We start from the raw sequence: 19,579 nt of genomic DNA, 5'->3' as shown, positions 1-19,579 counted from the left end.
AAAGCAATTATGGACAAAAAGATCAAAATGCCTTGGGAGAATCGTCCCGAAGATTGTCAGGATGTAATGTGGCGCTATTCAAAGAATCCGGTTATCGGACGTTATCACATCCCTTCATCAAACAGTATTTTTAATAGTGCCGTGGTACCGTTTGGAGATGGATATGCCGGGGTGTTCCGTTGCGATAACAAAGCGGTGCAGATGAATATCTTCGTTGGCTTTAGTAAGAATGGTATTGACTGGGAGATTAGCCACGAACCTATTCGCTTCAAAGCAGGAAATACGGAGATGATAGAGTCTGAATACAAATACGATCCTCGTGTAACCTGGATAGAAGATCGTTACTGGATTACTTGGTGCAACGGTTATAACGGACCGACTATCGGCATCGCCTATACATTCGATTTTATGGAGTTCTTCCAGTGTGAAAATGCTTTCTTGCCTTTCAACCGTAACGGTGTGCTCTTCCCGCAGAAAATAAACGGTAAATATGCCATGCTGAGTCGTCCGAGTGATAACGGACATACTCCGTTTGGCGACATCTATCTCAGCTATAGCCCCGATATGAAATACTGGGGCGAACATCGTTGTGTCATGAAAGTGACTCCTTTCCCCGAAAGTGCCTGGCAATGTACAAAGATAGGTGCCGGTTCTGTTCCTTTTCTTACTGAAGAGGGTTGGTTGATGTTCTATCATGGAGTTATTACTACCTGCAATGGTTTCCGATATTCTATGGGTGCTGCCATCCTGGATAAAGAAGATCCATCCAAGGTACTGTATCGTACACGTGAATATCTGCTTGCACCTGCTGCTTCCTACGAATTACAGGGAGATGTCCCCAATGTTGTTTTCCCCTGCGCATCATTGCAGGATGGAGATAAAGTTGCCGTATATTATGGTGCTGCCGATACAGTAGTAGGAATGGCTTTTGGCTATATCTCAGAGATTATAGAATTCGTTAAACGGACGAGTTTGTAGTAGTTAAGTATAAGACAAAACATCATAGTTATGAAACGAACAATCATTTCTTGCCTGATATCTTTCAGTCTGCTTACCGTGTCGTGGGCAGAAGAGAAGAACTTTTCTCCGGTGGATTATGTCAATCCTTTTATTGGTACCACCAACTTTGGTACTACGAATCCCGGAGCTGTTTGTCCCAATGGAATGATGTCCGTAGTACCTTTCAATGTAATGGGATCGGCGGATAACAAATATGATAAAGATGCCCGTTGGTGGTCTACTCCATACGAGTATCACAACTGTTTCTTTACCGGATATTCCCATGTAAACCTTAGTGGAGTAGGATGCCCGGAATTGGGCTCTTTGCTGCTGATGCCTACTACGGGAGAATTATCTGTCGATTATAAAGAATACGGTAGTAGATACAAAGATGAACAGGCATCCCCCGGTTATTATAGCAATTTTCTTACTCGTTATAATGTGAAGACTGAAGTGACAGCTACACCCCGCACGGGTGTGGCACGCTTCACTTTCCCTGCCGGACAAAGCCACATCCTGCTGAATTTGGGTGAAGGATTAACCAACGAATCAGGTGCTTCCCTCCGCCAAGTGAGTGATTGTGAATTTGAAGGCATGAAGCTATTGGGTACTTTCTGTTACAATCCGCAGGCTGTATTTCCTATCTATTTTGTGATGCGCGTTAACAAGTGTCCTGCTGTTACCGGCTATTGGAAGAAACAACGTCTCATGACCGGTGTCGAAGCAGAGTGGGATCGGGATAACGGTCGCTATAAACTCTACACCCGTTACCGCAAGGATATTGCCGGAGACGATATAGGAGCGTATCTTACCTTCAATACCGAAGAAGGTGAACAAATAGAGGTACAAATGGGCGTTTCCTTTGTCAGCATTGAAAATGCCCGTCTCAATTTGGATACAGAACAGCAAGGAAAGGATTTTAGTCAGGTATTGTCAGAAAGCCGTCAGCGTTGGAACGATGATTTATCACGTATCTTGGTGGAGGGCGGAACGAAAGAGCAAAAGACTGTCTTTTACACTGCACTCTATCATTTGTTGATTCATCCCAATGTTCTGCAAGACGTAAACGGTCAATATCCCGCTATGGAAAGCGATAAGATTCTGACTACGAAAGGTGATCGTTATACCGTCTTTTCTTTGTGGGATACCTACCGCAATGTACATCAGCTGCTTACATTGGTATATCCTGAACGTCAGTTGCAGATGGTACGCACCATGCTCGATATGTATCGGGAGCATGGCTGGCTGCCTAAATGGGAGTTGTATGGACGTGAAACACTGACAATGGAAGGCGATCCTTCTATTCCTGTGATTGTCGATACATGGTTGAAGGGCTTGAATGACTTTGACATCGAACTTGCTTACGAAGCTATGCGCAAGGGAGCTACACTGCCGGAAGCGGAGAACCTGTTGCGCCCGGATAATGATGATTATATGTCTTTGGGATATGTCCCCTTACGTGAGCAGTATGATAATTCCGTGTCTCATGCATTGGAATATTACATTGCAGACAATGCACTTTCACGTCTTGCCGATGCACTTGGAAAAAAGGAAGATGCACAGCTTTTCCATAATCGTTCTTTGGGTTACAAGCATTATTATAGTAAAGAGTTCGGTACATTCCGTCCCATTCTTCCCAATGGACAGTTTTATTCTCCTTTCAACCCGATGCAAGGTGAGAACTTTGAACCCAGTCCCGGCTTCCATGAAGGCAATGCCTGGAATTATACTTTCTATGTTCCGCATGATGTAAAGGGATTGGCTCGCTTGATGGGAGGCAAGAAGCCTTTTGTCGACAAGCTCCAGCGTGTGTTTGATGACGGGCTTTATGATCCTGCCAATGAGCCTGATATAGCATACGCTCATCTTTTTTCTTATTTTAAAGGAGAGGAATGGCGCACTCAGAAGGAGTTGCACCGACTTTTGCAGAAGTATTTCAAAGATGCCCCCGATGGCATTCCGGGCAATGACGATACAGGAACTATGTCAGCTTGGGCCATCTTCAACATGATGGGCTTTTATCCCGATTGTCCCGGTGAACCGTCTTATACACTTTCTACGCCTGTGTTCAATAAAGTGACTATTCGTCTTGACCCCAAACAGTGGGGACGTGATAAATTAGTGATAGAAACGGAACGTCCGTCTGCGGAATCGCTTTATATCCGTGAGATGGAGTTAGGAGGAAAGAAATTGTCCCGCTATCGCGTCACACATGATGAACTGGTACATGGTGGCAAACTGCGGTTTATACTTCGTTGATAGAGATGATGAATAGTTGATAATTAAGTCATGTAATATTTTAAATTAGCCGACTGACTTAGTTATCAACTATTTTTCGGATGTTACTGATATAAGAGGTATTTCAAACCAGAATTCAGAACCTTCTCCCAATTCAGAAACTACACCTACTTTCCCATTCATCTTTTCTGCTATCATACTACAAATTGAAAGTCCTAAACCTGCACCCTGTTTAAAGCTGTCTAATTTGGTAAAACGTTCAAATACTTGTTCCTGTTTATCCATGGGGATGCCGGAGCCTGTATCTCGTACAAAGAAACGTATTATTTCATTTGTGAGAATATCAAAGCCGATATCTATATAACCCTTGTCCGTATGTTTAAGGGCATTTGATACATAGTTGTTGATGACTTGTTTTACGCGATTGGGTACAGTATGAATGGTACAAGTTTCTGCTCCCGGCAGAAAACGAATATTTACTTGTGAAGATGCTTTCAGAACAGCTGCGGTTTGTATTTCATAAAGCGTACTGTTGACATTCATGTCTCCTTCTACAAATTCAAGTAAACCTGCTTCTATCCGTGAAATATCGAGTATGTCATTGATAAGTTGCAAAAGGAGTTCGTTGTTCTCTTCTATTATATGTATATATTCTTTCACATCTTTATCTTTTATTAATTCGGATAGGATGGAGGAGAAGCCAACAATGGCATTCAGCGGTGTACGAATTTCGTGGCTCATATTAGCCAAAAAGGCGGATTTCAGTCGGTTGGCTTCTTCTGCTTTGTTTTTGGCTTCTTGTAGTTCGGCTATGACTAATTCGGAATTAGCTATTTGACTGTGCAGATTTCTATGTTTGCGATATATCCAATAAAAGAAATAGACAAATATAATAGCAAATAGCAGGAATAGTAAATACTGCATTCCTTCAGTAATTGTGGGGTACATCATTGTGCCTTTTGTTTACTCCGTTTGCCCTCTTTAACGGATTTGTTATATATAAAAAGCGCGAGGACTGTTATTGTCTATCCGCATTCGAGGCTCTGGAAAATGCCCACATCATAAATAGACAACAGCCCTCACGCCTAAGTATATAATAACGTAGACGTGAAGAAACTGTTGCTACTATCCCATGATGTTTTTTTGAATTTTCCAGATTCCGAATAACTGGGGATAATAACTTTCGCTTCTTGCGTTTTCAATGAATCAAACCAATACTGCCTATTATCACTATGACAGGCAAGACTTGCTTACAAAAGTAGTATAATTTTTTCAGATGCTTGATAATATGGGACTATAAAAGTGACAAAATGAAATTTTGGGTGAGTATTATATAAAAGGCGTGAATACAAATACATTGTATTCACGCCTTAATGATGATAAATAACTTGTTTCTTGTTAGAGAAAATATAAGAGAGAGTAAAAATGATTTTATTTCATGGCTTCCACAGTGTAGCCTTGTTGCTTCAGTAAATTCAGAACTCCGTTTGTTCCGGGTAAGTGCCCGGCGCCAACCACAAAAAGAGTGGGAGCTTCAGTCATGATGGCGGGTATTTGGCCTGCCCATGCAATATTGCGATAGTCGAGAAGTGCCTCCATCTCTCCTGGTAGTGGATCGCAAGAATTTCCGTCACGTTCTTCCATCAAGAGCAACATTTCGTCAAGATCTTGTGCCTGATAGCTCTTAATCAATCTTTGTGCCTGTTCCACTGCTTTATCAATATCGCTTGCCGTACAATGTAGAAGCGTAGCTTGGCGTCGTAATGACTGGCTGTTCAAAAGAATGTCTATCTGTGATTGAGCTGTTTCCAGACCACCTACCTTCTTACCATTTTGCTGTGCTTGTTGCTGGAAGTAAGTATCAAGTTGTTCCTGCGGGTTGTATCCCGGTGTATGCTTCATATAAAGCAGTACGGCAAGTTGCTGACTGATGGCGGCTGGTTTCAACTGTGCCAGCATAGCAATGTCTACCATCATGTTTTCTTTTATAACTTTCCCTACTAACTCATATTGTTCCGGGGTGAACAGACTTTGCAACGTAGTATCTTTAGGCATCATCATTTGCTGTTGCATACTTTGCATAAAAGCAGGTGTCATCATATCCGACATAACCACTTCACCATATACCTGACTAGTCTCATTGATAGCCTGTGGCATAGCGGCGATGCTATCTTTTATGCTAAGGGGAGAAAGGTGGTAAGTTCCAAAAATATAAGAGGGCTTCTTTAATTCATTACCGGATACTTTCCATAAAAGCTGTGCATTGGCACTTAGTGCAAAACTGATAAGCAGTAGCAGACCTAAAAATTTCTTCATTGTATTCTTCTTATTAATTTATTTGGACTATCAGTCGGAAGTAAAGAAGATAAATCACAAGAAGAGTAATTTATTTGCAGGGATTAATGAGATATTCTTCCTCCGCGAAGCCAGTGTTGCGTATAGTATTTTTCATTGAGGTTACTTACGATAACCCCTTGACTGGTACTGGCATGTATGAACTTTCCATTCTTAAGATAGATGCCTACATGCGCCACCTTTTTTCGTGATGACGGGCTGGTAAAGAACACCAAATCTCCCTCACGCAAATTGCGGCGGGAGATTTTGTTGCTCTCTTTTAGCTGTTCGTCTGTACTTCTGGCCAGACGAGTGCGGTAAACTTTCTTATAGAGTTGTGAGACTAATCCGGAGCAGTCTGTTCCTCGTTTGCTATCTCCTCCTCCACGGTAAGGGGTACCTATCCATTCGGAGGAGTTAATGTACAACTGGTGATTGTCTTCTATACCGATGTCCACTCCCAAACGAATGGAAGCTTGTGCCAATGCTTTGTAATCAAGTCGTGGCGCAGAAGTATGGCAGGAACTAAGAATAAATAGCAGACTGACAAGAAATACTGTATAAGAAATCGGTTTTTTCATTCTTTCTGTTCCTGGGCTTCTTCCTGTTCTACTACTTCTTCTTCTATAATCTCTTCCTCAACACTGATATTAAAGTAATCTTCCAGTTCTTTTTCAGCAGAATTGTTTTCGTTTTTAATATCACGAATGATGACGCCGTACTCTAACAGTGCAATACGTGGGCAAACATCTACCGTATGATTCAGGTTGTGGCTGGAAATGATGACAGTCGCCCCATGTTCTTCGTTGTACTTCCTCAATAAATGCTTGATGACCGATTGTGAGCTTGGGTCGAGGAAGTTGAATGGCTCATCCAATATCAGCAATTGCGGATGATGAAGCATGGCGGAGATAATGCCAATCTTCTGTTTATTACCGGCGGAGAAGTTGCGGATGAATTTCTTCTGCCCTATTACTTCACCGTTCATAAAGCGTTCGAAGGGAATAAGACGTTCGTCAACTTCCTCTTTCTTCAAACCATACATCTTGCCGATAAAGTAGAAGTATTCCTCCGGAGTGAGGTAGTCGATCAGAAAACCGTCATCAATGAAAGCTCCTGTGACGTTTTTCCAATCTTCGCTCTTGCTGGTGTCGATGTCGTTAATAGTGACATTACCCTCATCTGCCTGCAACAAATCCAGTATCAACCGGAAAAGAGTTGTCTTACCGGCTCCATTGTTACCAACCAGCCCTAGCATATCACCTTGGTTAATAATATATTTATCAATATCTACGGCTTTCTTTTCGCCGAAGTTCTTTTGTAAGTTATTTATTGAGATCATAAGATTCGTATGATTAGTGATTAGTTATTGTCTGCTATCTCTAAAGCCTTCCATATTCTTGTATCGGCGCTTCATGAAGCGATGATAAACGTTCTTCAGCCAGAAGCGGGAGGTGAGTATGAAACCTAGACCGATAAAAATCAGTATCCAAGCGGTAACAGTATCTCCCCATAGCTTTGTAAGTACTACATTCAATAGCAAAGGAATACCGAGGGCAGCACCGGAGATGAGGTTCTGCAAACCGGTTCCCATGTTCTGACGATTGGTCACTTTGGAATTTAGGTCGACTGTTCGGTTATTGTATACAGCTAACTGGAACAGGCAGAAGTAAACGCAACCTACAGCAAACAAAGCCCAAGCTATGCAACTTAATACCAATAATTTTCCGGTAACCATTGCAGGTATCATCAATAGAAAAGGAATGATGATAGCAATGCTATACAGCGTATATTTAGCACGGAGCAGGGTATAAATAGATTCTTTACGGCTCATCAGCCCGTCAATATAATTACCTTCATAACTCATCAGACTGGTTAGAAACAATAGACCGAAGATTACAAAGTTATAGACCATAAAAAAGTTCTTCATTCCCGTTCCGTCGTATGCTTCGGTGAAGCTGAGAATACAACTGATAAATATTACAAGGATGACCACCATTCGCAATGACGTTTTACATACTTTGTTACGTAACAAGAGTTTTAGTTCCAAACGCATGTATTCTCCTATTTCACCGTAACGATCCAGGAATTTATATTCGGACACATGCTTCACTTTGGTATCTTCTACCTTGTTGATTTCATCGTAAATCAATCCAATCATCACGTAGCGGTTAATAAACCACATTACGACAATGGCGATAAGTACGCCGAGGTATACCAACAGATTACAATGAATGAATCCTTCGCCTAACTCTATAGAATAATCGAATAATGGACTTTTATCAGGGATAAACAAAGCTGCGGCAATACCTCCATACACTACCACGGGTAATGCCACCCACCAAATACGCTCGTTCATAAGCGTGCGGCAAAGCAGGAACCAGTAGTTATTGAATATCATCAGTAACCAAATACCGATACAATAGGCAATAACTCCCGTAACGCCATAGAATTTGGTGATAGTCAGGATGGAGAAAGGGACAAAGAAGAATAACCATATAAGATTGAATCCGTTCAGCCCCGACCGTATCAAAAGAAAGTCGATCAGACGGTTCCGTTTGATAGGTAACAGCAGATAAGGCTTAACCTCTTGTGTAGGTGTTTTCTGGAAAGGAAAACGCATGAGGAAGTCCAAAGCCATGACGAATATTAATCCGCTGTTCAGTACATGATAGGCTTCTGTAGCTCCGCCATCGAAAGCGAAAGCAAACGTACTACCAAAAAATATAAGATAACCTGCCCAGAAGATTGCCATGAAGTACATCCAGAACTTGCCGAACTTGTTCTTTTCGTACATCGGGTTTCGTTTAGCGGCCAGTTTACCGTGCTTTCGCAGTTCTAAAAAAAGGCTCATTGTGTGTAGATGAATTTGGATAATGTAAAAAAGGCTGCGCTGCTTTATTTAAGAACAACGCAGCCTTCTGTATTTGTATTCTCTTATTCTTTGTCAGGACTGACCATTGAAACCTCAATTTCATTCTTTTGCTTCAGCAGATCATCGATGAACTTCTGAATGTCTTTCACGGTGATGCTATTGATGATTTCTGTATAGTCTTTTATCGGGTTCATACCGGTGAACAAATATTCATCTATGCTATTCATCCAATAGTCGTTCTCTTTCAAGTCTTCAGCATGTTTTTTCAGCATGAATTCTTTTACCTTGTTCAAGTCGCTTTCCGTAGAACCGGTTTGGGCTACATTATTCAATTCGGCAAAAATAATCTGCATCAGTTTTTCTCGTTTGGCCGGAGATGTCTCGAAAATAATCTGTAGCATAGCTTGTTCTTTCGGATACTTGCTTAATTGACCAAAGGTATATACTCCATAAGTACCACCTTCGTCCTCACGCACTTTATTGGTATAAACCAAGTCGAGAATCTGGCTGGTCATATTCAACAGGATATCATTTCTCAGGTCGTATTTGCATGCGCCACTGATTAATACGAAATTGGAGGCTTTCGGTGTTTCTTGCTTACGAATAAAGTCGTTCTTGAAAGCTCCTTGGCGTAAGTTCACCTTATTATCTTTAAATGCTTCCCTACGGTTGATTGAAGGTAGTGCACCCAAATATTCGGCGATAACCGGTTTCATCTCTTCTACATTTACATTACCTACAAAGATAAAGGTAAAGTCGCTGGCATCTTTGTAACGATCCTGATACATGGACAATATCTTGTCGTAATTCATCTGATCGATCATGTCGGCTTTCATTCTCATTCTTCGCGGATGGTTCATGTAGATTCCGGATTGAATTGAGTCACTGAAAGCTACTCTCGGATTCATTTCCGCATTTTGCAAAGAAGCTTTGCTACGGTTCTTGTAGGAAGCAAAAGCATCGTCGTCACGGCGTGGAGCAGTAAATGTCAGATAAGTTAACTGCATCATTGTCTCGAAATCTTTCGGTGAGCAACTGCCGGTTACTGTCTCGGTCTTGTCACCGATACCATAGCTCACGGAAGCCTTCTTTCCTGCCAGAACTTTTTCAAGGTCTACAGCGCTAAAGTTACCCAGACCACCTACGCTCACAGCGTCCAGTCCGTTGATATTGATAATTTCCGAATCGGGGAACAATGAACTACCACCCAGGCTGACACCCTTCATGCGAATTTCGTCTGCCTTAAAGTCGGTCTTCTTGATGATCACTTTCACTCCGTTTGATAATGTCAGCATAGTGGTGCCGAATATGTCATCAGTCTTTTCTGATACAATTTTGCCGCCTTTAGGAGCTTCTGCCATTAAAGGCTCATCTGATACTTTATCTACGTATGCAGTCAGCTTTTCAGCTTTTACATCTGCAAGTATCTTCTTGATAGCGTCTTCCGTAGGCAGTTTCAAGCCTTCTTTTTCCGGGCCCAATATGGCTACTACCTGATTGTTGTCCGTTACGAGGGCGGGCATCATTTGGTTCAGTGCGGCAACCGGAATATTCGGAGCTATCTGATTGATGATGGCATACTCGCTTTCAATACCCGGGATGGGTTCATTATCAAGAAAATGACGAACATATTCATTCACATATTCTTCGTTTTTGCGCTTGTCACGTTCATTAAAAGCAGATTCCAACTGACGCAGATATTCAGCACGGGCACGGTTGTATTCGGTTTCAGTAAAACCAAATTGACGTGCACGTTCTATTTCGCGAAGCAAAGTGGTGATTCCATTTTCTACTGCATCTTCTTTGCAAACAACCATTCCAGTGAAGGCATCTTTGGTTTTTGCAACAAAGAAATCATCATCGTAAGTTCCTGCATATATATAAGGAGGATTGGCTACTTGCATCAATTCGTTCAAGCGGGCATTCAGCATGTTGCTGATAAGGGTGGTTGCATAGTTTTGAATCAAATAGTCCATGGTTCCTTTTTGATCGTCCGGAGTAGCATCATGCTTGTTGAAAATGATGGCTTGAATGTTGGGTTGTTCTTTATCCTGAGCAATCAATATGATGGGTTCCTTATTATCGTTTACAGGAAAATATTCACGTTTGGCAGCATTAGGTTGTGCCGGGATGTCTGAGAATATTTTCTTTATCTGAGCTTCGATGGCATCTACATCGATATCACCAACCACCACGATACCTTGCAGATCGGGACGATACCATTTTTCGTAATAATCTCTTAAGGTTTGAGGCTTGAAGTTCATTACTACGTCCATAGTTCCGATAGGGAAGCAGTTCGCATATTTGGTACCTTCAAACATCACTGGCAACATCTTTTCTTGAAAACGCATCATGGCACTCATGCGTGAACGCCACTCTTCGTTGATAACGCCACGTTCTTTATCTATCTCTACCGGATCGAGGGTAAGGTCATTACTCCAGTCGTGCAGAATCAGCAAACAAGAATCGATGGCTCCCGGAGTAGTGACAGGCACATTGGAAATATTGTAAACGGTTTCGTCTACCGAAGTATAAGCATTCAGATTTTCACCGAACTTTACGCCAATACGTTCCAAGTATTGTTTTAAAGCATCACCGGGGAAATGGGTCGTTCCGTTAAAGCACATGTGTTCCAGGAAGTGTGCTAAACCGCGTTGATCGGCTTCTTCTTGTATCGATCCTACTTTTTGGGCAATGTAAAAGTCTGCACGATTGGCTGGCAGGCTGTTTTTGCGGATATAATAAGTCAGTCCGTTGTCCAGCTTACCAATGCGGACATTCTTGTCAACTGGGATAGGGGGCATTTGCATCTGCGCAAGTACCTGTTGGAAACTGCAGCATAATAGGATTGCTACAATCCAAAAACCACGAAAAAGATGTTTCATAATTCTCTGATTTTAAGTTATTCTTGTCCTATCTGTCGGAGCATAGGATTATAAATCACAGTCTGATAACAAAATTATTCTTTTATTGCTTCGCGTATACGTACTAATTTTGTTAGCAAACCTTCTAAAAGATCGAGTTTTAACATATTGGCGCCATCGCTTTTGGCTACGGCAGGATTCTCATGGGTTTCAATAAACAATCCGTCCACACCTACTGCTACACCGGCTTTGGCGACGGTTTCAATCAATTGTGGCATACCACCTGTAACGCCACTGGTTTGGTTAGGCTGTTGCAGCGAATGGGTTACGTCCAAAATAACGGGGAAGCCGAAAGTCTGCATTTCAGGAATTCCGCGATAATCAACCACCAGGTCTTGATAACCAAAGGTGGTACCACGTTCTGTAATCATAACATTATTGTTTCCTGCTTCTACAATTTTCTCTGCGGCAAAGCGCATGGCGAATGGAGATAGGAACTGTCCTTTCTTGATATTTATTATTTTACCTGTTTCAGCAGCTGCGACCAGTAAGTCTGTCTGCCGGCAAAGGAAAGCCGGTATTTGCAATACGTCTACATATTCAGCGGCCATTATTGCTTCTTCGGCGGCATGTATATCTGTAACAGTAGGTACTCCAAAAGTATCGTGTACTTTCTTCAATACTTTCAGGGCAGTTTCATCACCGATACCCATAAATGAATCCAAACGCGAGCGATTGGCTTTACGGTAAGAACCTTTGAATACGAAAGGTATTTGCAGTTTCTCTGTGATCGTTACAATACGTTCGGCAATACGCATTGCCATGTCTTCGCCTTCAATGACGCAAGGTCCTGCCAGCAAAAAAAAGTTTCCTGCAGGGTTATGTTTCAGTTCAATCATGTGGTTAATGTTTAATGATTAATCATTAGTTTGGTATAATTAGTGTAATTGCTTCGTGCATCACCCCAATGTCCAATGGAAAATGGCGGTCAAGAATACGTCCGTCCAAATCGACGGAAGCATTTTGTGCACGTAGCACTTTTACTTTTTGAGTGCGATAGGGCATTACTACTTTGTGGTTCAGGATTCTTCCTTGAATGAGCATCCACATACCAGAGAAGAGTTGTAACAGTTCCGGACGGTAAATCACGGAAACGTCCAGCCAGCCGTTATAAGGCACTGCACTAGGAGCTTGTCCGTATCCCCAGGCACTACCGATGCAGACAGTCATGATACGTCCGCGTATGTGCTCACCATTTATTTTAAGATGCATACGATAAAGTTTACGCTCAAAAATCATGGAGATAAATGCCATGAGGTAGGAGAGGAATTTTACTCCCCAAAAACGTTTGGTCTGGTCGGTAATCTTTACGATACGGGCACCTAGTCCAATGTTGATAGCATTAAGGAAATAGCGCGTCAAATGTTTTTCGCCATCATAGTAATAACAGGTACCTACGTCTATCCGGCGGCGGCGGTTATTGATGATACAATCTACTGCTTCCTTATATTCTGAACTCATCTCCCAATATTTGGCAAAGTCGTTGCCGATACCGTTAGGGATTATGCCGATGGCGATATTCTCTTTATCTGCTGCATTGGAGTGCATAATACCATTGATGGCATCATTGAGGGCACCGTCGCCACCTACGACTACAATCGTGCGATAACCGTTGTTAGCAAGAATTCCTGCCAGGCGTTCTACCGAGCCAAACCCTTCGGACTGCACGTAGTCGTAAGACACACCTTTGCTGTCCATATATTCTTTGATTTCTTTCCACCGTTTCTGCACTTTCCGCGTTCCGGCTTTGGGGTTGTATATCACCCCCCACTTTTCGGGTTCTACACTCATATCTAGCTCCTTTCAGTAAGTCTTTCATTTTCATTTAGCTCGGCTCCAAAGATAGTGCAAATTGAAGACAAAACGTTCAAGCTCGCTTGAAAAAGTTTTGTTAAGATGCAGCCTATCTTATTCAAAGATACTAATTCTCTTTGAGTTTTGACTTTACAAAGTCAATCTTTTCTTGCATCGGCCAGCAGGCATCCATCCAATGAATTGTAAATCCGCGTCGTTCCATTCCGCGGAACCAAGTCATTTGCCGTTTGGCAAACTGGTGGATGGCAATTTCCAGTTCATGGAACATTTCGTTGTATGTCAGTTTACCGATGACGTAAAGCGTCAGGTATTTATATTCCAGTCCGTAATAAATCAGGTCATCCGGTGAGATACCTTGCTCTATCAGATGTCGCACTTCATCCACCATTCCTTCGTCCAGGCGTTGGTGAAGTCGGCGGGTTATCTTCTGCCGACGCAATTCCCGGGCGATGTCTACGCCTATGATGAGGCTGTTCAACTGGGGAAACGCACGTTCGTCCACTGGAGTATGAGCATAATACTCTTCTATTTCAATGGCTCGAATGGCACGCTTGGCAGTATCTACGTCCGTCGAATTATGCAGACTTTTGTAAGTAGCCAGGATTTCCGTTAGCTCTTCCAATGACTTATCTGCTAGGTGAGTACGCAATTCCGGATTTTCGGGTACAGGTAATAACTTGTAGCCTTTCAGTACGGATTCAAGATACATTCCGGTGCCACCACATACAACGGGTAGACAGCCTTTTTGTTTAATAGTCTCGTAAGCATCAAGAAAATCACGCTGATACTCGAAAACATTGTATTTATAACCGGGTTCGGCAATGTCGATGAGATGATAAGGAATCTGTTTGCCATTGACGGTATAGTCAGCTAGATCCTTACCCGTACCAAGGTCCATCCCCCGGTAAATTTGTCGTGAGTCGGCGCTGATGATTTCTGTATGGAGTTCTGCTGCCAGTGCGGTAGCAAATGGAGTCTTCCCGGATGCGGTGGGTCCTAATATGGCGATTAAATCATAGTCAGGCATATACAAGCATTTATTAATCTGACTACAAAGGTAACAAATCTAACTAATTCCACCCCATAATTGTAATGCGTTTTGTGTCCGATGATGTGAAAATAGTCTAACTATTAGTTCTTGAAAAGAAGAAGATATAAGAAGGTCGCTATGGATATTAATAAGAAACTTCCTTTATCCTTATTAAAAACTGGCTTTGCATAGAGATAAAAGTCCTCTTTGTTATAGAGAAATCTATAATCAAAGCTTTTGATTATAAAACCAAAGCTTTTGATTATATAACCGAAGGCTCTGATTATATAACCGGAACCTTTGATTAAAGTTTGTCTTATACTCAAAGCAACTTTTATATCTATATAAAGCAACTTCTCTCTTAACCGTAAGTGATTTTTATATTAATGCCTAACAGATCGAAAATATGGCATATCCATGTAGTTCCATAGGAAGAAGAATTATCAACTGTAATTTAGAACGGGATTTTGAACCAGAAACAAGAACCTTCTCCCTCTTTCGAATCTACTCCGATAACCCCGTTCAATCGTTCTATGATGACGCGGCAAATGGCAAGTCCAAGTCCTGTTCCTTTGGCAAAAGAGTTCAATTTGACGAAGCGTTCAAATACTTTGTCTTTTTGATCGGCTGGGATTCCGATACCCGTATCTTTCACGTAGAAGTAGATTTCATGTGCTTCTTCATTTATCCGGTATCCTAATTGGATGGAACCTTTCGGAGTGAATTTCAGTGCATTGGTTGCCAAGTTGATAATGACCTGGGATAGACGCTTTTGGTCAGTGTTGATAATGCAATGATCTGCTTTTTCCGCAAAAATGACCTGTACATCAGGTGATGTGTTTTTTGCTTGCATCTGGCGGCAGATTCGATTCATGAGTTCGTTGACGTCTACCGATGTAGGGCTGAAGTCGATTGTGCCGGCTTCTATTTTCGAAAGGTCAAGAATGTCATTTATCAGTTGTAATAGCAACTCATTGTTGCTGGATATAATTGCCGAAAAATCCGCCTTTTCTTCTTGGCTAACTTCAGTCTGACACAACATATCAGAGAACCCTACAATGGCATTGAGCGGAGTTCGTATTTCGTGGCTCATGTTGGCTAGGAACGCTGATTTGAGGCGGTTGGATTCTTCTGCTTTTTCTTTTGCTTCCTGCAACATTCGGTCTATCTTCATTTTTTCGGTGATGTCTTCAAAACGAAGTAATCCTCCGATGATTTCTGTTTCGTTTTTATCATCGAAGACAGGGGTTGCCGTTACCTCAAAGTCCACATCGTCTATACGGATATGATGACGTATGATTTTGCCCGATGTAATGGCTTTCTTGAAAGCGCATGGCTCACAAGGGCAATCGCGAAGGGCGCTTGTCTGAAAACAAATCTTTCCGGGTATATATCGTCTTCCTTTTACCAAGTTGCAAATATGTGTGGTTTCTTCCCATTGCACTTTATAGTTCTTGTCGATGTAAATGAGTCCAAAGTTGATACTTCTCAATGCTAATTTCTGTTTTCTAATAGCTTGTTCCAATTGCTCTTTGGCGGTAATCAGTTCTCTTTCGTAGTTCTTTAGTTGAGTTATCTCCCAACGGATTGCAAGCAACCACTTTTTTTCTCCATTTTGCATGATGATTGATTTTGCAATAATCGTGTCGTGAGATACTCCGTCTGGGGTGATATATTTTTCTTCTCCATGATAGGTAACCCCTGCTTGTACTAATGCGAGGTCGATAGTGCGATACTTTTTACCTTGTTCTTCACCATATATTTCGAAATCGGAACGTCCCAACGCTTCTTCACTGTTTATAAATGACTGGGTAGAGGCTTCTTTGTTCCAGTAGGAATATCGAAAGTCGTTCTGGATATCTTTTACAAGGACAGGAAAGGGGAGATTATCGAGTATTTCAAATGAGAAACGATTAGAATGATTTGCTTTATCAATAGCTTTACGTAGGTTATATACCCAGAGTAGCAGGATACAGATGATGAATATTAAAATAATAATGATTGCCATTTTTATTATATGCGTAATTGTGAATTGCGAATATATGAATTGTTACGCATATTCCCAAAATAATTGAAGGATATTCCAAATAATAGGACATTGCCTACTATTGCTTTAAGATATAGACTATGAAAAAGGATGTAAAAACAGGATGTTAAATTCTTAAACGATGTTATAGAACATGCTTTTTTCTTTGGATAATTTGCAAGTATGTCAAAAGTCCGTATCTTTGCAATGTGTTTTTCATAGTATTAGATTTAAGGTTAACAAAGGTTGGAGTACAGCGGTACTCCTTTTTTTATGCCCTAAAGCGCCATTACTCAGTTTGCCTGCCTGTATTCGTTAGGCGAATGTCCCGTTACTTTCTTGAACAACCGTGTGAAGTGCTGCGGGTATTTAAACCCTAATTCATAAGCCACTTCGCTAATAGACTTGCTTGGGTCGAATATCTTTTCTTTCGCTGTATCTATCAGTTTCAATTGAATATGTTCTTGAGGCGATTTACCTGTCTCTTTCTTTATCAAATCTCCGAAGTAATTGGAAGAAAGGTGTAACTGCTCGGCACAATATTGTACGGAAGGCAAACCGATATCCTGCGGCTTATCAGACTGGAAGTAGTTGTTGAGTACATGCTCGAATTTAGTAAGGATATCTTTGTTCGCATTGCTGCGGGTAATGAACTGACGGTCGTAGAAGCGCATACAGTAGTTCAGTAATAACTCGATATTGCTCACAATAAGGTTCTTGCTGTGCTTATCGATGGAGTGTTGCAACTCTGTTTCTATATTGTGCAGACACTCCAGAATGGTTCTGCGTTCCTGTTCGGAAAGATGCAATGCTTCATTGGACTCGTAGGAGAAGAAGGTATAATCATTTATGGCACGTCCCAGTGGGGTACCTCGTAGCAAGTCGGGGTGAAAAACCAGGGCATAACCTTTGGGCTGGAATCGTTCACCGTTGCTGGTGAAGCCGGCCACTTGTCCGGGAGCAAGAAAGACTAGGGTACCTTCCTGATAGTCGTAGAAGTTACGTCCATAGTGCATGTCGCCACACTTCACATCTTTCAGAAAGATGGTATAGAAACCGAAACGTTGACGGCGGTGCAACAATGGTTGGCTTTTAGACATATCTATCACGTTGACTAACGGGTGTAAAGTTTCTTGTCCCAAATGCTCGTTGTATTGGCATACATGGTCAAATATCAGCATATCTTCCATATCCTTATCTATATTATTGTGAGATTGATACAAAGATAAGCTTTTTCTGCGGATAGTGAGAATGTGAGAAGGGTAATCTGTAATAAAGGTAAGAGATCAGGTAATTTGTATAAGTTAACGGTTTGAAGTGGGGTGAATATGGATAAAAACTCCTATTTTTGAACCATAAATCGTACATTTTTGTTTTTAACATACACATATATCTGTTTATTTATGCTAATCACTTTAATCATTCTTGTTCTATCTGCTGTATTTTTTGTGTCAGGTAAGTTCCGTTCGGACATTGTAGCCTTGTGTGCTTTAATTGGTTTATTAGTTTTCCAGATACTTACTCCGGAAGAGGCTTTATCCGGTTTCTCCAATTCGGTAGTTATAATGATGGTGGGATTGTTTGTCGTAGGAGGTGCTATTTTCCAGACAGGATTGGCAAAGATGATAAGTTCCCGTATTTTAAAATTGGCAGGTAAAAGTGAATTGAGATTATTCTTGCTCGTCATGCTGGTTACTTCGGCTATTGGAGCTTTTGTCAGTAACACGGGAACGGTGGCTTTGATGCTTCCTATTGTAGTAAGTTTGGCGGTGAGTGCCGGAATGAATGCAGGAAGACTATTGATGCCTTTAGCCTTTGCCAGTAGCATGGGTGGCATGATGACACTCATCGGTACTCCGCCGAACTTGGTTATCCAGAATGTATTGACGGGAGCAGGATTCAAACCTTTGTCTTTCTTCTCCTTCTTGCCGGTGGGTATTATTTGTGTTGTGGTAGGCACATTGGTATTACTGCCTTTGACGAAGTGGTTCCTTTCTAAAAAGGGGAAGAAGGATGACGGTGATTTGTCCGGTAAGTCATTGAATCAGCTGGTGAAAGAATATGGATTGTCCAGTAATTTATTCCGTTTACGTGCCGGCAATGACTCCCTATTGATAGGGAAGACGATGATAGAGTTGGATGTACGCCGTAAGTATGGATTGAACATTCTGGAAGTACGTCGTGGTGAAGCTTCGCAGCATAAATTCCTGAAAACGGTTACTCAGAAATTGGCATCGCCCGATACCACGGTTTGGGTGGGAGATGTATTATATATTACGGGTGATGTAGCTAATGTAAACCGTTTTGCTCAAGATTTCCTTATAGAGATGCTGGATGGACACACCACGGAAGAAGCGGCAAAAGTGGATAAGTCTCTTGATTTCTATGACATCGGTATTGCTGAGATTGTATTGATGCCTTCATCGGGTATTATCAACCAAACGGTGAAGGAAGCCGGGTTTAGAGATAAGTTTAATGTAAATGTACTGGGTATTCGTCGCAAAAAAGAATATATCTTGCACGATTTGGGTCGCGAAAACATGCATAGTGGTGATGTTCTACTGGTGCAAGGAACGTGGCAGGACATTGCACGATTAAGTAAAGAAGATACAGACTGGGTAGTACTGGGGCAACCTTTGAATGAAGCTGCCAAAGTGACGTTGGATTACAAAGCTCCGGTAGCAGCGGCTATCATGTTGTTGATGGTGGTCATGATGGTATTCGATTTTATTCCTGTCGCCCCGGTGACTGCCGTAATGATAGCCGGTTTATTGATGGTACTGACGGGGTGTTTCCGAAATGTGGAAGCTGCCTATAAGACCATAAATTGGGAAACCATTGTGCTTTTTGCCGGAATGTTGCCCATGTCGTTGGCGCTCGAGAAAACCGGTGCTTCGGGTTATATTTCAAATACGCTGGTAAGTGGTTTAGGCAGTTATGGTCCAATTGTACTGATGGCAGGTATTTATTTTACCACTTCCTTGATGACAATGTTTATCAGCAATACCGTGACAGCTGTGTTGATGGCTCCCATTGCCCTTCAGAGTGCTATACAGATAGGAGTGAATCCGATTCCATTCTTGTTTGCAGTAACAGTTGCGGCAAGTATGTGTTTTGCTTCTCCATTCTCTACACCCCCTAATGCGTTGGTGATGCCTGCAGGACAATATACTTTTATGGATTATATAAAGGTGGGACTTCCCTTACAGATTATTATGGGTGTGGTGATGATATTTGCATTGCCACTATTATTTCCATTTTAAACAGGCTTGATAGTTTTTTCTTTTTCGTAAAGAAATGGAAGAAAGGAGAAAAAGTAAAGGTATTGATTGAGTGTA

At 41.7% G+C, this 19,579-nt stretch carries 14 protein-coding genes; 3 read left to right on the top strand and 11 right to left on the bottom strand.

Annotated features, from left to right (window positions below; all coding sequences use genetic code 11):
* The first annotated feature begins 9 nt into the window (after window positions 1-9).
* Together Q1W14_RS07150 and Q1W14_RS07145 are read left to right on the top strand one after the other, a co-directional pair.
* Complete coding sequence (locus Q1W14_RS07150) at window positions 10-978, top strand: glycoside hydrolase family 130 protein (protein WP_300700242.1); 969 nt, start codon at window positions 10-12, stop codon at window positions 976-978.
* Between the two features lie 30 nt (window positions 979-1,008).
* On the top strand, window positions 1,009-3,258 hold the full coding sequence (locus tag Q1W14_RS07145) for a GH92 family glycosyl hydrolase (protein ID WP_300700241.1): 2,250 nt from the start codon (window positions 1,009-1,011) through the stop codon (window positions 3,256-3,258).
* Between the two features lie 69 nt (window positions 3,259-3,327).
* Here the strand turns inward: Q1W14_RS07145 and Q1W14_RS07140 are convergent, their stop codons facing one another.
* From Q1W14_RS07140 to Q1W14_RS07090, 11 genes are all read right to left on the bottom strand, one after another.
* Window positions 3,328-4,188, bottom strand: a complete 861-nt coding sequence (locus Q1W14_RS07140) for an ATP-binding protein (RefSeq protein ID WP_300700239.1) — start codon at window positions 4,186-4,188, stop codon at window positions 3,328-3,330.
* Between the two features lie 480 nt (window positions 4,189-4,668).
* Window positions 4,669-5,553 (bottom strand): TraB/GumN family protein, encoded by an 885-nt coding sequence (locus Q1W14_RS07135; RefSeq protein WP_300700238.1) that lies wholly within the window; start codon window positions 5,551-5,553, stop codon window positions 4,669-4,671.
* An 83-nt stretch (window positions 5,554-5,636) separates the two neighbouring features.
* The gene (locus tag Q1W14_RS07130) at window positions 5,637-6,152 is read right to left on the bottom strand and encodes an NlpC/P60 family protein (protein WP_300700236.1); all 516 of its coding nucleotides are present in this window, start codon (window positions 6,150-6,152) and stop codon (window positions 5,637-5,639) included.
* Window positions 6,149-6,913 (bottom strand): ABC transporter ATP-binding protein, encoded by a 765-nt coding sequence (locus Q1W14_RS07125; RefSeq protein ID WP_300700235.1) that lies wholly within the window; start codon window positions 6,911-6,913, stop codon window positions 6,149-6,151. Before Q1W14_RS07125 ends, Q1W14_RS07130 begins: the two co-directional genes overlap by 4 nt.
* A 24-nt stretch (window positions 6,914-6,937) precedes the next feature.
* A complete protein-coding gene (locus Q1W14_RS07120) occupies window positions 6,938-8,425 on the bottom strand; it encodes a DUF5687 family protein (protein ID WP_300700233.1) in 1,488 nt (495 codons plus the stop codon).
* An 83-nt stretch (window positions 8,426-8,508) separates the two neighbouring features.
* Window positions 8,509-11,331 carry a pitrilysin family protein gene (locus tag Q1W14_RS07115; protein ID WP_300700231.1) on the bottom strand — a complete coding sequence of 941 codons (2,823 nt, stop codon included), beginning with the start codon at window positions 11,329-11,331 and terminating at the stop codon, window positions 8,509-8,511.
* 74 nt (window positions 11,332-11,405) lie between these two features.
* Window positions 11,406-12,209, bottom strand: coding sequence for a 3-deoxy-8-phosphooctulonate synthase (kdsA, locus tag Q1W14_RS07110; RefSeq protein ID WP_300700229.1), 804 nt, complete (start codon window positions 12,207-12,209; stop codon window positions 11,406-11,408).
* Window positions 12,210-12,234: 25 nt separating this feature from the next.
* On the bottom strand, window positions 12,235-13,161 hold the full coding sequence (locus tag Q1W14_RS07105; protein WP_300700227.1) for a diacylglycerol kinase family protein: 927 nt from the start codon (window positions 13,159-13,161) through the stop codon (window positions 12,235-12,237).
* A 130-nt stretch (window positions 13,162-13,291) separates the two neighbouring features.
* Window positions 13,292-14,212 carry a tRNA (adenosine(37)-N6)-dimethylallyltransferase MiaA gene (gene miaA, locus Q1W14_RS07100; protein ID WP_300700225.1) on the bottom strand — a complete coding sequence of 307 codons (921 nt, stop codon included), beginning with the start codon at window positions 14,210-14,212 and terminating at the stop codon, window positions 13,292-13,294.
* A gap of 457 nt (window positions 14,213-14,669) precedes the next feature.
* Entirely contained in the window at window positions 14,670-16,223 is a 1,554-nt protein-coding gene (locus Q1W14_RS07095; RefSeq protein WP_300700224.1) for an ATP-binding protein, read from the bottom strand.
* Between the two features lie 311 nt (window positions 16,224-16,534).
* On the bottom strand, window positions 16,535-17,431 hold the full coding sequence (locus Q1W14_RS07090) for an AraC family transcriptional regulator (RefSeq protein WP_300700222.1): 897 nt from the start codon (window positions 17,429-17,431) through the stop codon (window positions 16,535-16,537).
* A gap of 213 nt (window positions 17,432-17,644) precedes the next feature.
* Between Q1W14_RS07090 and Q1W14_RS07085 the strand changes: the two genes are divergently transcribed.
* Window positions 17,645-19,504, top strand: a complete 1,860-nt coding sequence (locus Q1W14_RS07085) for an SLC13 family permease (RefSeq protein ID WP_300700220.1) — start codon at window positions 17,645-17,647, stop codon at window positions 19,502-19,504.
* The last annotated feature ends 75 nt before the right edge of the window (window positions 19,505-19,579 follow it).

The organism is Bacteroides sp. (assembly GCF_030151085.1).
GTDB lineage: Bacteria > Bacteroidota > Bacteroidia > Bacteroidales > Bacteroidaceae > Bacteroides.
Note: the sequence above shows the minus strand (reverse complement) of the source record. Positions and strands in the feature narration are given on the sequence as shown.

Bases quoted from the DNA above. Each gene is read 5' to 3' on its own strand.
- Q1W14_RS07150 (WP_300700242.1), top strand. From the start codon at position 10: ATGGACAAAAAGATCAAAATGCCTTGGGAGAATCGTCCCGAAGATTGT.
- Q1W14_RS07085 (WP_300700220.1), top strand. From the start codon at position 17,645: ATGCTAATCACTTTAATCATTCTTGTTCTATCTGCTGTATTTTTTGTG.
- kdsA (WP_300700229.1), bottom strand. From the start codon at position 12,209: ATGATTGAACTGAAACATAACCCTGCAGGAAACTTTTTTTTGCTGGCA.
- Q1W14_RS07105 (WP_300700227.1), bottom strand. From the start codon at position 13,161: ATGAGTGTAGAACCCGAAAAGTGGGGGGTGATATACAACCCCAAAGCC.
- Q1W14_RS07095 (WP_300700224.1), bottom strand. From the start codon at position 16,223: ATGGCAATCATTATTATTTTAATATTCATCATCTGTATCCTGCTACTC.
- Q1W14_RS07090 (WP_300700222.1), bottom strand. From the start codon at position 17,431: ATGGAAGATATGCTGATATTTGACCATGTATGCCAATACAACGAGCAT.
- Q1W14_RS07120 (WP_300700233.1), bottom strand. From the start codon at position 8,425: ATGAGCCTTTTTTTAGAACTGCGAAAGCACGGTAAACTGGCCGCTAAA.
- Q1W14_RS07130 (WP_300700236.1), bottom strand. From the start codon at position 6,152: ATGAAAAAACCGATTTCTTATACAGTATTTCTTGTCAGTCTGCTATTT.
- miaA (WP_300700225.1), bottom strand. From the start codon at position 14,212: ATGCCTGACTATGATTTAATCGCCATATTAGGACCCACCGCATCCGGG.
- Q1W14_RS07145 (WP_300700241.1), top strand. From the start codon at position 1,009: ATGAAACGAACAATCATTTCTTGCCTGATATCTTTCAGTCTGCTTACC.
- Q1W14_RS07125 (WP_300700235.1), bottom strand. From the start codon at position 6,913: ATGATCTCAATAAATAACTTACAAAAGAACTTCGGCGAAAAGAAAGCC.
- Q1W14_RS07135 (WP_300700238.1), bottom strand. From the start codon at position 5,553: ATGAAGAAATTTTTAGGTCTGCTACTGCTTATCAGTTTTGCACTAAGT.
- Q1W14_RS07115 (WP_300700231.1), bottom strand. From the start codon at position 11,331: ATGAAACATCTTTTTCGTGGTTTTTGGATTGTAGCAATCCTATTATGC.
- Q1W14_RS07140 (WP_300700239.1), bottom strand. From the start codon at position 4,188: ATGATGTACCCCACAATTACTGAAGGAATGCAGTATTTACTATTCCTG.